A 13801-nucleotide genomic window follows, 5' to 3' on the forward strand; every position below is an offset into this window, starting at 1 on the left:
ACCGCGATGGGGCGCGGAGCGCCGGTGATGAACGCTCCCAATGGCCCCGACACTCCGGGTGTCGCGGCTGCTACTTCTTGTGGGTTTTCACGTAGTTCACGGCGTCGCCGACGGTCTTGATGTTCTCCGCCTCGTCGTCGGGGATCTCGACCTCGAACTCCTCTTCCATCGCCATGACCAGCTCGACGATGTCGAGGCTGTCCGCGCCCAGGTCCTCGATGAAGGACGACTCGGGCTTGATCTCATCCTCGCTCACGCCGAGCTGGTCGGCGATGATGGACTTGATCTTGGCTTCCACGTCGATTGCGTTGGACATACGTGCAGAACCCTCCAGCTACAGATGGGGCCCGTCAGTTGACTCGCGGGCCGTCTTCAAGGCGGGCGCGGTATATCCCACGCCCGGCGCCAATCCAACCTTGGCTTACATGTACATGCCGCCGTTGACCCTCAGGACCTCGCCGGTGATGTAGGACGCCGCATCACTCGCGAGGAACAGCACGGCCCCGGCGACCTCCTCCGGGTTGCCCAGGCGGCCCAGCGCGATGCCGCCCACCATCTTCTGCCGCAGCTCGTCGTCGAGGTGGGAGGTCATGTCCGTGCCGATGAAGCCCGGGGAGACGGCGTTGACGCGGATGTTCCGGCTGGCCAGCTCCCGGGCCACCGTCTTCGTCAGGCCGATAAGCCCCGCCTTGGCGGCCGAGTAGGCGGCCTGCCCGGGGTTGCCCATCTCGCCCACCACGGAGGTGATGTTGATGATGGCCCCGGCCTTCTGCTTCATCATGGGCCGGCTGGCGGCGCGGATGAGCGCGAAGGCGCCGCGCAGGTTGGTGTCCAGCTGCCGGTCCCAGTCCTCGTCCTTGACGCGCATGACCAGGCCATCCACCGCCATGCCCGCGTTGTTGACGAGCACGTCCAGCCGGCCGTGCGTCTTGACGATGCCCTCCAGGGCGCTGGCGCAAGCGGCGGTGTCCGCCAGGTCGAAGCGGACGGCCTCCGCCTTCGCGCCCGCCTGCTGGAGCAGGCCCACCGTCTCCTGCGCGGCGGCCTCGTTGCCCACGTAGCTGATGACCACGGTGGAGGCGCCCGCGTTCGCGAACGCCTGCGCGCACGCCCGGCCAATGCCGCGCGAGCCGCCCGTCACCAGCACCACCTTGTCCTTGAAGCCGCTCATGCTGCCCCCAACGCGGCGAGCACCTTCTCCAGGGTCGCGGCGTTCTCGACGTTGAACGATTCGATGTCCTTGGTGATTCGCTTGATGAGGCCGCCCAGCACCTTGCCCGGCCCCAGCTCCACCACGTGCGTGACGCCGTTCGCCTTCAGCGCCTCCACGCACTCAATCCAGCGCACCGGCGCGCTCACCTGCTCCAGGAGCAGCGGCACCACGCGGGACGCGTCCGAGTTGGGCGTGGCCTCCACGTTGCTCACCACCGGCACGGACGGGGCCAGGATGCGCACGCCCGCCAGCACCTCCGCGAGCTTCGGCTTCACGGGGTCCATCAGCGCGCAGTGGAAGGGCGCGGAGACGGGCAGCGGCATCACCCGCTTGGCCCCGGCCTCCTTGCACTTCGCGCCCGCGCGCTCCACCGCGCCCGCGTGGCCGGCGATGACCGTCTGCTCGGGCGAGTTGTAGTTGGCGGGAGAGACGACCTCCCCTTCCGCCGCGGCGTCGCAGGCCGCCTTCACCGCGTCCGGGCCCAGGCCCAGGACGACCGACATGGCGCCCACGCCCACGGGCACCGCCTCCTGCATGAACGTGCCGCGCGCGCGCACCGCCCGCGCCGCGTCCTGGAGCGCCATCGCGCCCGCGGCCACCAGCGCGGAGTATTCCCCCAGCGAGTGGCCCGCGACGAACGCCGGGGCGGGGCCGCGCTTCTGGAACACCGCGTGAACCGCGGCCGACACCGTGAGGATGGCCGGCTGGGTGGTGGCGGTGAGCTTCAGCGCGTCCTCCGGGCCGCTGAAGCAGGTGGTGGAGAGCTTCTCGTTGAGCGCGTCGTCCACGGCGTCGAAGACGGCCCGCGCTTCGGGGAACTGCTCGTAGAGGTCCTTGCCCATCCCCACGGCCTGACTGCCTTGCCCGGGAAACACGAACGCGACCTTCGCCATGTTGCGGTCCTTCCTTGTGTCGTCCTGCCTACCAGCGCACCACCGCGCTGCCCCACGCCATGCCCGCGCCGATGGCCATCATCGCGATGACGTCCCCGCGCTTGAGGCGGCCGGCGCGCTGCGCCTCGTCCAGTGACATGGGCAGCGAGGCGGACGATGTGTTGCCGTACTTGTGCAGGTTGAGCCAGCATTTTTCCCGCGGAATCTCCAGCCGCTCCAGCACGGCTTCCAGGATTCGCAGGTTGGCCTGATGCGCGATGACGTGGTCCACCTGCGTCGGAGCCATCCCATGGGCCCCCAATGACGCCTGAGTGGATTCCACCAGCGCGCGCACCGCGAAGCGGAAGACCTCCCTCCCGTTCATCTTGAGCTTGTGAAGATTTGCATCCACGTTGTCCGCGGTGACGGGGGTGCGGGAGCCGCCCGCGGGGATGCAGAGCAGGTTCGCCAACGCACCGTCGGTCCGCAGGTGGGTGGAGAGGATGCCGCGGGGCGCCATGGCGTCGGACTCCCCTTCCGGGCCCGCGCCCAGCACCAGCGCGCCCGCCCCGTCCCCGAAGAGGACGCAGGTGTCGCGGTCCGTCCAGTTCACCGCGCGGGTGAGCACGTCCGCGCCCACGACGAGCGCGCGCTTCACCTGGCCGGTGCGGACGAATTGATCCGCCACGCTCAGCGCGTACAGCCCTCCGGCGCAGGCGGCGGACACGTCGAACGCGAAGGCGCGCCGGGCGCCCAGCTTCGCCTGCACCAGCGCCGCGCACGACGGCATGGGCATGTCCGCGGTGACGGTGCCCACGACGATGAGCTCCAGGTCCTCGGGCGCCACGCCCGCCATCTCCAGCGCGTGGCGGGAGGCCTCCACGGCCAGGTCGCTCGTCGCCTCGTCGGGGGCGGCCAGGCGGCGCTCCTGGATGCCGGTGCGCTCGCGGATCCACGCATCGCTCGTGTCGACCAGGCGCTCCAGATCCTGGTTGGTCAGGACCCGCGTGGGCGCGTAGGAACCGGTTCCGATGATGTGCGTGCGTGCCACGGGTGCGTGCCTCCGGGAGTCATCGGAGTCCAACGCCCGGGCGACGCGCTCTAATCGCCGCCATCTTCCCCGTCCGCCTTCCTTCCCCGTTGGTGGGGAGGAAGCCAGGCGGCGGCATTGGCGATGCAGCGCGTCAGCTCTTCCTGCACGCCCGCGCGAACATGCTGCAGCGCGGTGACGAGCGCGTTGTGGATGGCGCGGGGAGAGGAGCGGCCGTGCGCGACGATGCCCACTCCCTGGAGGCCCAGGAGCGGCGCACCTCCATATTCGGCGTAGTCCATGACGCGGCGCAGCCCCAGCAAGGTGGGCTTGAGGAGCAGCGCGCCCAGCTTCTCCGGCAGGCCGCCGCGCTTCTCAATCGCCTGGCGAAGCAGGCCGGTGATGCCCATGCCCACGCCCTCGGAGGTCTTGAGGACGATGTTGCCGGTGAAGCCGTCGGTGACGACGACCTCCACGTCTCCGGAGAACAGGTCCTTGCCCTCCACGTAGCCCACGAAGTCCAGGTCCGAGCGGCGCAAGAGCGCGCTGGCGTCCCGGGTGAGCTGCGTGCCCTTGGACTCCTCCTCGCCGTTGGAGAGCACCGCCACCCGGGGGCGCTTCACGCCCAGGCGCGTGCGCAGGTACGCCTCTCCCAGGACGGCGAACTGGGCCAGGTGCGAGGCGCGGCAGTCCACGTTGGCGCCCGCATCCAGCAGCAGGCAGCGGCCTCCGCCCTTCAGCGCCGGGAACAGGGCCGCGATGGCCGGGCGCTCCACGCCGGGGATCCGGCCGAGCGTCAACATGCCACCGGCCATCACCGCGCCAGAGTTGCCCGCCGAGACCAGGGCGGACGCCTCCCCTTGCCGGACGAGCGCGAAGCCCACCCGGAGCGAGGAGTCCCGCTTGCGCCGGAACGCGGCGGTCGCGGGGTCGTCCATCTCCACCACTTCGGACGCGTGGTGGAGCTGGACGTTGTCGGGTGCACCGGCGCGCTCCAGCACGGGGCGTACACGCGTGGCGTCCCCGACCAGCACGAGTTCGTGCCCGGGATACGCTCGCGCGAACAGCACGCCCCCTTCCACGACCGCGTCAGGGGCGTGGTCGCCACCCATCGCGTCGAGGACGAGCCGCACCGGCAGCCTCCGCTTTCAACTACTCCGCGGCGGTCGCGATGACCTCACGGCCCCCGTAGTTGCCACAGGCCGCGCAGGCGCGGTGCGGCATCACGGGCTCCTTGCACTTGGAGCACTTGATGACCTGGACGGGGGTCCGCAGGTTGTTGTTGCCGGCCCGACGACGGTCCCGGCGCATCTTCGACGTCCGCTTCTTGGGAACTCCCACGGCTCACCTCGGCATCGGACCCGTCCCCCCTCGCGCCTTGCGAGGGGCATAGGGACCGTCAGTTCAGCTTGATGTTCTTCAGCGGCGACAGTCGAGGGTCCACGACCTTCGGCTCGCAACCGCACTTCTTGTCGTTGAGGTTCTGGCCGCACTGCGAGCAGAGCCCCTGGCAGTCTTCCCGACAGACCGCGCTCATCGGGAGCGCGAGCAATACCTGTTCCCGGACGATCGGATCCAGATCGATCGTCTTCCCATCGAAAACCTGCTCGTCCGCGTCGTCCATTTCGAAGGTGCCCCCGGATTCACCCTGGGTGCGCTCCTTCTTCTCCATGGACTTCTCGTCGTCGTCCTTGAAGTCGTCGCCCCGGGCCAGGGACTCCGGCACCAGGTTGATGATGAAGGACACCGGGAGGTCCAGCGTCACGTCGGCGAGGCAGCGCTTGCACGGCGCCGCCACGTGGGCCGTGAAACGACCCTCCAGCAGCACGCCGCCGCTGAGCTTGCGCAGGGTGGCGTGCAGCGTCGACGGCTGGGTGGGCTGGAAGCCAGTGCCCTCGCCGGACGCCGAGCCTTCCAGGGCCTCCTTGAGGAGTCCGAGAGCGATGGGCTCGTCGAGCTTCAGCCCCGCTTCTTTGATTTGTTCAATCTTTACGACCATCTACAAGGCTTCCCGGCAAAAGGGCGCGCAACATAGAGGGAGTCCCCCCGTCAGTCAACACGCCGCGTTCGACAACCCCGCCCCAGGCCCGGCCTCCACTCCTTCACGGCCGGAGCCCCCGGTGCGTGGATCCCTTCAACAGCGCTTCTGGTAGCTTTCCAACCGATGCGCGCCCCCGCCCAAGGTTGGCGGGGCGCACTCTGCGTCTGGGGGCTCGGGCTGATGCTCGCCCTGCCAGCGCAGGCCCGTGCGCCCCTTCCCCCTCCACCCCTGCTCTTCCAGCTTGGCCCGGCGAGTCCCGCCATCGGCGAGGCGAAGGACCTGTTGGAGACAGGCCGCTTCCAGGAAGCCCTGGCCGCGGTCCAGCGCGGCCTGGATGCGCCCGACGTCACGGACGACGAGCTGGTGGAACTCTACCGCCTGCAGGGGCTCACCGCCCTCTACCTGGGCGACGAGGCCCTGGCGCGCGGGGCGTACGAGAAGCTGCTCCAGGCCCGGCCGGACTTCGAGCTGCCCCGCTCCGCGCCTCCGAAGGTCCGCGCCGTCTTCGCGAAGCTGAAGGAGGACCTCCGCCACCGCCGCGTCCATCCCGTCACGCTGGAGGTGGATCCCATCCCGGACCCGGCGCCCGGCGAACGCGTCCAGGTGGACGCCACCCTCCGCGACATGGCGCTGGGCGCGCGAGCGCGGCTGTTCTACCGGCGCGCGGGAGCCCAGGGCTTCTCCTCGGTGGACTTCGTGCGCGACCGCGCCCAGGCCGAGCACTACAGCGCCGTGCTGCCCGCCTACGAGCTGCCCGTGGAGAGCACCTCCTACGAGGTGGAGTACTACTTCGAGGTCGTGGACGCGGCCCAGCGGCGGCTCGCGGGACGCGGCGACCCATTCCATCCCCTGCTCTTCCAGGTGGCGTCCCGGACCGCGCCGGCGACCGCCGCGCTGACGGAAGGGCCAAGCCGCCCCTGGTACAAGAGCCCCTGGCTCTGGGTGGCCGTGGGCGCGGTGGCCGTGGGCGGCACCGCCGGGGTGGTGGCCCTGTCGTCGTCGGAGGAGCGCGGCCGGGTGCCCATCACCATCCGCGTGGAGGGCGCCGCGCCATGAGACGACCTGGAAGCCTGGGCATGGGCCTTGTCGCGCTGGTCATCGGCTGTGGGCCGGACACCGGTTCGGACACGCTGCCGGTGGGACTGGAGGTCACCCTGAGCCGCGCCGTGGCCAGCCAGGTGGGCGCCTACCAGGTGTCCGTGCTGAAGGACGGCACGAAGCGCAACTGCGCGGAGCTGCAGCGCACCTGCCTCTCCACCCAGGTGGAGCCGGACGCACTGCTGGAGCTGAAGGATGGGAACGGGAAGTCGGGGCGCACGCTGCGCTTTCCGTCCGCCGCCGGCGGCGCGGACATGGGGCTGGCGGTGGACGTGCCGGTGGGCCGCGACTACGCGGTCGTCATCGAGGCCCTGACGGCCGACACCCCGACGCGCTTCCTGGGCAGCTCGTGCAACTACCTGCGCGTGGTGAACGTGGGACAGAACGCGACCCTGGTGGCGGCCCCCATCGAGCTGAACCCCCAGGACTGCAACCCGGTGTTCCCCCGCTGAGGGCGGGGCCGCCCGCCCGTCGCAGGCTGGGGAGGCGAGCGGGCATGGCGCGCGGATGTCACATGGTTGTCCCGAGCGAGGCGGAACGAATCTGTTACGGGACGCCACGCACTCCATCCCCTTCGCGGGAGCACCCTTCATGGCGCGCATCCTCATCATCGAGGACGAGCAGGACCTGGCCGGACTCGTCGACTACAACCTCCGCGCGGCGGGCTTTGAAACCGACACCGCGAACACCGGCGCGGGGGGACTCGCCCGGGCCCGGGCCCACCCTCCGGACCTGGTGCTGCTGGACCTGATGCTGCCGGACGTGGCGGGCGGGGAGGTCCTCCGCATGCTCAAGAGCGACCCGGAGATGAAGAAGGCCGCGGTCGTCATCGTCAGCGCCAAGGGCCAGGAGGCCGACCGCATCCAGGGCCTGGAGCTGGGCGCGGACGACTACGTGGTGAAGCCCTTCTCCGTGCGCGAGCTGCTGCTGCGCGTGAAGGCCGTGCTGCGCCGCGCGGACGCGGAGGAAGGCCCCGCCGCGCTGCTGGTCGCGGGGGAGATCAGCCTGGACACGTCCCGCCACCAGGTGCGCGTGAAGGGCGAGGAGGTGGTGCTCACCGCGCTGGAGTTCCGCCTGCTGCGCACGCTGCTGGAGCGCAGCGACCGCGTGCAGACGCGCGAGGTGCTCCTGTCCGACGTCTGGGGCATCCAGGCGGAGATCCACACCCGCACCGTGGACACGCACATCAAGCGCCTGCGCGAGAAGCTGGGCCCCGCGGGCGACATCATCGAGACCGTGCGCGGCGTGGGCTACAAGCTCAGCCCTCCGTGAGCCCCACGCCATGCCCCTGCGCTTCACGCTCCTCTCCCTGTTGGTTCCGCCTCTCCTGGTCGCGACGCTGCTCGTGCTCTTCGGGCACCCGGCGGGCGCGCTCGCGGCGGGGCTCGTCACGCTCGCGGGCTCCGCGCTGGCGCTGGGCACCAGCCGCGTGGCGATGGAACGCCAGCTTCGCGCGCTGACCCAGAAGACGCAGTCGCTGGCGGAGGGCGTGCAGGTGACGCCCCCCGCGAGCCTGGAGCGCACCGACGACCTGGCCCAGTTGGAAGACGCCATCGACACGCTGGACGACCGGCTGTCCACGCGCGCCGCGGCGCTCAACCAGGAGGCCCGCATCCTCACCGCCGTGCTGGACGGCATGGCGGAGGGCCTCTGGGTGACGGACGCGGAGGGCACCGTGGTGCGCCACAACGACGCGCTCGCGGAGATGCTGCTGCCCGCGCACGAAGCCATCGTGGGGCAGCGGCCGCTCGCGCTCATCCGCAACGAAGCCCTCAACGACGCGGTGGCCCGCGCGTGCCAGGAGGGCACGTCCACGCGGCTGGAGCTGACGCTCGAGGGCCTGTACTCCCGCACGCTGGCTGTACGCGTGACGCCCGTGGGCCGCGACCTGCCCGGCAGCGCCGCCGTCTTCCATGACGTCACCGAGCTGCGCAGGCTGGAGAAGGTGCGCAAGGACTTCGTGGCCAACGTGTCGCACGAGCTGCGCACGCCCATCACCGCCATCCGCGGCTACGCGGAGACGCTCCAGGGTGGCGCGCTCCAGGACACCCAGGTGGCCCCGAAGATGGTGGAGATCATCCACCGCCAGTCCGAGCGCCTCTCCGAGCTGGTGGAGGACCTGCTGGAGCTCTCGCGCCTGGAGGCGCGCGAGATGATCTTCCAGCGCACGGAGGTCCCCCTGGCCCTGGCCGTCTCCCGCGCCGCCGAAGGGGTGCGCCCCAAGGCCGAGGGCAAGAACCAGCAGCTGGGCCTCCACGTGCCGCCGGAGCTGGTGGCGATGGGGGATGGGCGGGCCATCGAGCAGGTGCTCCTCAACCTGCTCGACAACGCGGTGAAGTACACGCCCGCGGGCGGCCGGGTGGACGTGGACGGAGCGTATGAGGGAGGCCGCTGCGTCGTGCGCGTGCGCGACACAGGCGTGGGAATCGAGTCCAAACATCTTTCCCGGATTTTCGAGCGATTCTACCGGGTGGACAAGGGTCGCAGCCGGGACATGGGGGGGACGGGACTGGGCCTTTCCATCGTGAAGCATCTGATGGGCGCGATGGACGGCGAGGTGAAGGTGGAGAGCCAGCCGAACGCGGGCAGTACCTTCGTCATTTTTCTACCCTCGGCGGCTGGCTCGACGGCGGCGACGGGCTAGGATGGGGGCGGCCATGCGGGTCGCCATCCTCGCGGACATTCACGGGAACCTTCCGGCCTGCGAGGCCGTGCTGGACGACATCACCAAGTCGGTGGCGCCGGATTACATCGTCGCGGCCGGAGACCTGGCGCTGCGCGGCGCGCACCCGCGCGAGACGGTGGAGCTGCTCTTCAGCCGCTGCCACGCGCTCATCATGGGCAACACGGACGCGTACCTGGCCGGCAACTACCTGGGCGGCGCGTACCGCGAGCGGGACCACTGGAAGACGGAGCTCTTGCGCTGGACGCGCGACCAGCTGGGTGACGCGCTGTTGCAGCAGCTGGGACAGATGCCCTTCTCGCTGCGCTACACGCCGCGCAAGGGGCAGGACCTGTTCATCTGCCACGCGAACCCGCGCAACCTGGAAGAGTCCCTGGACCCCACGCTGGACGACCACGCGGTGCGCCGCTTCTTCACGCACCTGGACGCGGCGGCGTGCGCCTTCGGGCACCTGCACTTCCCCTACCGGCGGCGCGTGGGCCGGATGCTCATCGCGGACGTGGCCAGCGCCGGCATCCCGCGCGACGGGGACCTGCGCCCCGCCTACGGCGTCTTCACCTTCACCCCCAAGGGCTGGCGCGTGCAGATCCGCCGCGTGCGCTACCCGGTGCGCAAGGCCACGCAGGCCCTCACAGCGCGCCGCGTGCCTGGAGGGCCGCTGCTCATCCACAAGCTCGTGGAGGCGCGCTACCGGCACCACAACGCGTTGATGGAGGCCGCCCGGCGGCACTCGGGGCTGCCACCGCCGGGGCCCGTGCTGCGTCCTCCGCCCGGGGCCGCGGGCTCGCGGCCCACGCTCGCCGCGCCGTTCGAGAATGGGCCTCCCCCGGAGGTCGATCCGTCCACGCTGCCCACGGACATGGACGGCACGGTGACGGGCGCCGCTCCGCTGCCGCTCGACGCGCTCAACGACCTGGACGGGTGAGGCGAACGCCCACCGGGTGCGCGCGCGTGGGGCCGGCCCGTCCGGGAATGGACAGGCGTGCCGCCCCTTCTGACGGACAGCGGGCTTTTTCGCGCGCGAATTCCGCCTGGCCTCCCATCCGCACAGGTGCACGCGGGCCGCGCGGGCCTTAGCAAGACCTCAGGCGACGACAACACGCGGGAGGGGCCATGGTCGGGTGGACGGTCGGACTGTCGGTGGTGGCGCTGTCCCTGGCCGCCTCCGGAGCAGCGGCGCCCCCCGCCGCGCCGGCGCCGGCGCGAGCGCCCGGGGTGAGCGCGCCGCCCGCCGCCGCGCCCTACTGCGAGGGCGAGTACGCCGACAGCTACAGCGCGCTGTCCCCCCGGGCCCGCGCCTTCGAGCAGGCGGAGCAGAAGAAGTACACGTACTGCGTGCGCAGCACCGCCGTGTACGAGTGCCTGTCCTACGGCGCGGAGGGCAACGTGCGCCGCACGCGCACGGCGGTGTCCTCGCACGGCACCGCGTTCGCCTACCGGCAACAGGCCGGGGAGACGCTGCTGCTCACCAACGAGCACGTCGTGGAGTGGCCCGACGTCACCAGCGACGCGCACCCGGTGGACGGCGTGGCGTCCGGCTGCAAGCGCGTGAAGGACGGCCTCAGCATCGTGGAGAACGAGGCGGACGCGTACGACCGCGACGACATCCCGCTGTCCAAGGCGGTGGTGGATCCGCAGCTGGACCTGGCCGTGGTCAAGTCCCGCGCGCCGCTCACGGTGATGCCCTGGAAGGTGGGCCGGAGCGCCGCCGTGCGCGAGCGCGACGTGGTGGACGTGCGCGGCTTTCCGCTAGGGGTCTTCAACGCCACCAACATGGGCAAGGTCATCTCCGCCTATGACCACGACGAGTACAAGGACTGGTACCACGACGACTTCGTCATCGACGCGCTCCTGTCGCAGGGCAACTCGGGGTCGCCGGTGCTGGCCATCTCCTGCAAGACGGGGGAGTTCGAGCTGGTGGGCGTCTTCCACGCGGGCTACTCGCGAGGCAGCGCGCTCAACGTGGTGGTGGGCATCGACCAGGCGCGCGACCTGATGAACAACCTGCGCCGCACACCGAAGCGCGTCCAGGAGGGCACGACGCCCTTGGACGCGCTGGCCCGCGCGCGCATGGCGAAGCGCGCGGAGGTGTCCGCCACGCCCTTCTTCCCCTTCGGCTCGCGCACCGCCGCGGTGTTCCCTCGCGCGGATGGCACGCTGCTCTTCGCGCTGTACGGCCAGGACTTCCCGCGACGGGTGCACCCGCTCATCGTGATGGAGGACCTGCCCATGGCCTCGGCGGACGAGGGCTTCGGGCGCGTGGGCCGGGTCTGGTTCGGGGGCGAGCGCGGCCTCCTGGAGCGCCCGCGCGGTGAACAGGACGCGGAGCTGCAACAGCAGCTGGCCCGGTTGCTGGACGCGCTGCGCCGGGACGCGACGCTCGCGTTCTCCTACCAGGACTCCCTGCCCTCCTCCGACGAGTCGCGGCAGACCTTCGACACGTCGGCCCGCCTGGCCAAGACGCTGGAGCGCACCATCGTCGCGCACCGCGACCTGAGCGACAGCGCCGCGGAGCTGGCGGACCGCTTCGCGCCGGACCTCACCGAGCCCGCGACCCGTACCGAGTCCGTCCTGAAGAACCCGCCACCGCCTGGCATCCACCTGGGACTCTCGGGCGAGCCCGAAGGCGGGGGGGCTGCGGCGGACGGGGACTCCGGAGCACGCCGGCCCGCGCGCACCGCCGGGGGCAAGGCAGGCAAGGGTCCATCCGGCAAGTAGTCCGCCCGCAGGCCTGCCAGCCGAGCAGGGGACGCCTCACGAACAGCGCACGCTCCCGGGAAGGCCCCGCGCGCCTTCCTACATTGGACAGGTGTGGAGGCCATGCCCGAACCCACCTCTGGTGCTGTCCATCCCGACCTGAGGACGGGAGCGCCCTCGCCCTGGCTGCGGCGGATCCTCCGGGGCCTGCTGGGGCAGGAGCGCCGGTTCTGGGTGCTGGTGGTGGGCGTGGGGCTCATCTCCGGCCTGGGCGCGGTGGCGCTCCTCGCCGTGCTGCGCTTCACGCAGCACCTGTTCTGGCAGAGCAACACCGAGCACTTCCTCGAGGGCGCGCTCGCGTCCCCGGGCTGGCGCCGGTTCCTCGTGCCCGTGCTGGGCGGCGCGCTGGTGACGCTGGTGTCCCTGCTGGTGGGCCAACCCCTGCGCGGCCACGGCACCGCGGGCATCATCGAATCCATCTGGGTGAAGTCCGGCCGGCTCCCCTTCCCCCGCGCGCTCCTGCGCGGCTTCGTGTCCATCATCGCGGTGGCGCTGGGGGCGCCGCTGGGCCGCGAAGGCGCGCTCCTCCAGACGGGCGCCGCCAGTGGCTCCGCGCTGTCCGGGTGGCTGCGGCTGGGGCCGGGGCAGGCGCGCGTGCTGGTGGCCTGCGGCGCTTCGGCGGGGATCGCGTCCGCGTACAACGTCCCCATTGGCGCCGCGCTCTTCGGCCTGGAGGTGCTGCTGGGCAGCTTCGCGCTGGAGCTCTTCGGCCCCATCGTCGTGTCGTGCGTGGTGGCGACGCTCGTGTCGCGCACGCTCATCGCGGATCACCCCAGCTACGTGATGCCGCACTACGCGCTCACCCATCCGCGCGAGCTGGTGCTGGCCATCCTCCTGGGCGTGCTCGTCGGCGGGGCCTCCGCCCTCTACGTGCGCGGCATCAACGTGGCGTCGGACCTGCTGGACCGGCTGCCGTCGTGGCTCCGGCCCTTCATGCCCCTGGTGGCGATGACCGTGGTGGGCGCCACCGCGATCGCCGGGCCGTACCTGATGGGCAACGGCTACGACTCCGTGAACATGGCCCTGCACGGGACGATGCCCCTCGCGCTCCTGCTCCTGCTGCCCGTGGCGAAGCTGGCGGTGACGTCGCTGTGCGCGGGCGCGGGGGTGCCGGGCGGGCTCTTCACCCCCTCCCTCTTCTTCGGCGCGCTCCTGGGAGGCGCGTTCGGGATGCTGGTGGAGCAGGCGCTCCCCGGCGGCGCGGCCCCCAGCGGGGCCTACGCGCTGCTCGGCATGGGCGCGGTGCTGGCGGGCACCACGCACGCCTCCGTGTCCGCGGTGCTGATGATCTTCGAGATGACCGGCGACTACGACTTCATCCTCCCGCTGATGCTGGCCGCCGTGGTGGCCGCCGTGGTCAGCCGGCGCCTGGAGCCGGAGTCGCTCTACACGTCCGTGCTCGCCAGGCGCGACGTGCGCGTGCCGGACTCCGTGCCGCACTGGCTGCGCGAAGAGGGGGTGCGCTCGCTCCTGTCGCCGGCGACGCAGCGCGTGCCCCCGTCCGCGACCTTCGACGAGGTGGTGGTGCTGCTGCTGGAGCAGCCCGCGGGCGCGGACCTGTACGTCACCGACGCGGAGGGACGCCTGCTGGGCGTCATCACCCTGGAGGCGCTCAAGGGCCACCTGCCGGACCACTCGCTGCTCCAGGCCACCGTGGCCGCGGACGTGATGGACACCGGCGTGCAGCCCATCACGCCGGACCTGTCCCTGGCGGAGGTGGCCGCCCGGTTCGGCCACACGGAGCTGGAGCGGCTGCCCGTGGTGGACGGGCGGCGGCACCTGCTGGGCTCACTGTCCAAGGGCGACCTGCTCAAGCGGGGGCGCTTCTAGATGGAGATGGAGCCCCGGGCCCGCGCGTGGAGCATCGTGGTGATGAGCCTGCTGTGCCTCGTGTTGACGTGGGTCCTGCTGCGCTCCCCGCCGCGCCCGGGCCAGCGCGAGCGCGAGGCCGCGGAGGACACGGACGAGTCCACCCGGGGCAACCCCTACCGGGGCTGGCCGCTGTTCCAGGGCTGGCCCATCCCCCAACCCCCGGACACGAAGCCCGCGCCGGGCGGCAAGCCCCCTCCCCAACAGCACCCGGAGCGTTGACGCACCGCCTTCTTCC

The 13801-nt window shown here is 71.3% G+C and carries 15 protein-coding genes; 8 read left to right on the forward strand and 7 right to left on the reverse strand.

Features of this window, described 5'->3' with window-relative positions:
* Positions 1–70: 70 nt before the first annotated feature.
* The 7 genes from acpP to GTY96_RS36090 form a co-directional block, all read right to left on the reverse strand.
* Positions 71–316: an acyl carrier protein gene (gene acpP / locus GTY96_RS36060; protein WP_143908377.1), complete on the reverse strand. Its 246-nt coding sequence runs from the start codon at positions 314–316 to the stop codon at positions 71–73.
* Positions 317–421: 105 nt separating this feature from the next.
* Entirely contained in the window at positions 422–1171 is a 750-nt protein-coding gene (gene fabG, locus GTY96_RS36065) for a 3-oxoacyl-[acyl-carrier-protein] reductase (protein WP_143908375.1), read from the reverse strand.
* Positions 1168–2106 carry an ACP S-malonyltransferase gene (gene fabD / locus GTY96_RS36070; protein ID WP_143908373.1) on the reverse strand — a complete coding sequence of 313 codons (939 nt, stop codon included), beginning with the start codon at positions 2104–2106 and terminating at the stop codon, positions 1168–1170. Before fabD ends, fabG begins: the two co-directional genes overlap by 4 nt.
* A 28-nt stretch (positions 2107–2134) precedes the next feature.
* The gene (locus GTY96_RS36075; protein WP_161667082.1) at positions 2135–3136 is read right to left on the reverse strand and encodes a beta-ketoacyl-ACP synthase III; all 1002 of its coding nucleotides are present in this window, start codon (positions 3134–3136) and stop codon (positions 2135–2137) included.
* Positions 3137–3186: 50 nt separating this feature from the next.
* Positions 3187–4248 (reverse strand): phosphate acyltransferase PlsX, encoded by a 1062-nt coding sequence (gene plsX / locus GTY96_RS36080; RefSeq protein WP_143908369.1) that lies wholly within the window; start codon positions 4246–4248, stop codon positions 3187–3189.
* A 19-nt stretch (positions 4249–4267) separates the two neighbouring features.
* On the reverse strand, positions 4268–4456 hold the full coding sequence (gene rpmF / locus GTY96_RS36085) for a 50S ribosomal protein L32 (protein WP_014395447.1): 189 nt from the start codon (positions 4454–4456) through the stop codon (positions 4268–4270).
* 58 nt (positions 4457–4514) lie between these two features.
* Positions 4515–5114, reverse strand: coding sequence for a YceD family protein (locus tag GTY96_RS36090; protein ID WP_143908367.1), 600 nt, complete (start codon positions 5112–5114; stop codon positions 4515–4517).
* A gap of 222 nt (positions 5115–5336) precedes the next feature.
* On the opposite strand from GTY96_RS36090, the gene GTY96_RS36095 reads away from it, so the two are divergent.
* From GTY96_RS36095 to GTY96_RS36130, 8 genes are all read left to right on the forward strand, one after another.
* Positions 5337–6212 (forward strand): hypothetical protein, encoded by an 876-nt coding sequence (locus tag GTY96_RS36095; protein ID WP_186002173.1) that lies wholly within the window; start codon positions 5337–5339, stop codon positions 6210–6212.
* Positions 6209–6706, forward strand: coding sequence for a hypothetical protein (locus tag GTY96_RS36100; RefSeq protein WP_235686115.1), 498 nt, complete (start codon positions 6209–6211; stop codon positions 6704–6706). The genes GTY96_RS36095 and GTY96_RS36100 overlap by 4 nt, the downstream gene beginning before the upstream one ends.
* Positions 6707–6845: 139 nt before the next feature.
* On the forward strand, positions 6846–7526 hold the full coding sequence (locus GTY96_RS36105; RefSeq protein WP_143908362.1) for a winged helix-turn-helix domain-containing protein: 681 nt from the start codon (positions 6846–6848) through the stop codon (positions 7524–7526).
* Positions 7527–7536: 10 nt separating this feature from the next.
* Positions 7537–8898 (forward strand): sensor histidine kinase, encoded by a 1362-nt coding sequence (locus GTY96_RS36110; RefSeq protein WP_143908360.1) that lies wholly within the window; start codon positions 7537–7539, stop codon positions 8896–8898.
* Positions 8899–8911: 13 nt separating this feature from the next.
* Positions 8912–9862, forward strand: a complete 951-nt coding sequence (locus GTY96_RS36115; RefSeq protein ID WP_143908358.1) for a metallophosphoesterase family protein — start codon at positions 8912–8914, stop codon at positions 9860–9862.
* A 188-nt stretch (positions 9863–10050) separates the two neighbouring features.
* Positions 10051–11655, forward strand: a complete 1605-nt coding sequence (locus GTY96_RS36120) for a S1C family serine protease (protein WP_143908356.1) — start codon at positions 10051–10053, stop codon at positions 11653–11655.
* 102 nt (positions 11656–11757) lie between these two features.
* Positions 11758–13524, forward strand: coding sequence for a chloride channel protein (locus tag GTY96_RS36125; protein WP_143908354.1), 1767 nt, complete (start codon positions 11758–11760; stop codon positions 13522–13524).
* A complete protein-coding gene (locus GTY96_RS36130; RefSeq protein WP_235686116.1) occupies positions 13525–13785 on the forward strand; it encodes a hypothetical protein in 261 nt (86 codons plus the stop codon). It begins immediately after the preceding gene.
* The last annotated feature ends 16 nt before the right edge of the window (positions 13786–13801 follow it).

This window comes from Corallococcus silvisoli (assembly GCF_009909145.1).
GTDB classification, from domain to species: domain Bacteria; phylum Myxococcota; class Myxococcia; order Myxococcales; family Myxococcaceae; genus Corallococcus; species Corallococcus silvisoli.

Coding starts and splice junctions, on each gene's coding strand:
- acpP (WP_143908377.1), bottom strand. CDS start 316: ATGTCCAACGCAATCGACGTGGAAGCCAAGATCAAGTCCATCATCGCC.
- fabG (WP_143908375.1), bottom strand. CDS start 1,171: ATGAGCGGCTTCAAGGACAAGGTGGTGCTGGTGACGGGCGGCTCGCGC.
- fabD (WP_143908373.1), bottom strand. CDS start 2,106: ATGGCGAAGGTCGCGTTCGTGTTTCCCGGGCAAGGCAGTCAGGCCGTG.
- GTY96_RS36090 (WP_143908367.1), bottom strand. CDS start 5,114: ATGGTCGTAAAGATTGAACAAATCAAAGAAGCGGGGCTGAAGCTCGAC.
- GTY96_RS36095 (WP_186002173.1), top strand. CDS start 5,337: ATGCTCGCCCTGCCAGCGCAGGCCCGTGCGCCCCTTCCCCCTCCACCC.
- GTY96_RS36100 (WP_235686115.1), top strand. CDS start 6,209: ATGAGACGACCTGGAAGCCTGGGCATGGGCCTTGTCGCGCTGGTCATC.
- GTY96_RS36105 (WP_143908362.1), top strand. CDS start 6,846: ATGGCGCGCATCCTCATCATCGAGGACGAGCAGGACCTGGCCGGACTC.
- GTY96_RS36110 (WP_143908360.1), top strand. CDS start 7,537: ATGCCCCTGCGCTTCACGCTCCTCTCCCTGTTGGTTCCGCCTCTCCTG.
- GTY96_RS36115 (WP_143908358.1), top strand. CDS start 8,912: ATGCGGGTCGCCATCCTCGCGGACATTCACGGGAACCTTCCGGCCTGC.
- GTY96_RS36120 (WP_143908356.1), top strand. CDS start 10,051: ATGGTCGGGTGGACGGTCGGACTGTCGGTGGTGGCGCTGTCCCTGGCC.
- GTY96_RS36125 (WP_143908354.1), top strand. CDS start 11,758: ATGCCCGAACCCACCTCTGGTGCTGTCCATCCCGACCTGAGGACGGGA.
- GTY96_RS36130 (WP_235686116.1), top strand. CDS start 13,525: ATGGAGATGGAGCCCCGGGCCCGCGCGTGGAGCATCGTGGTGATGAGC.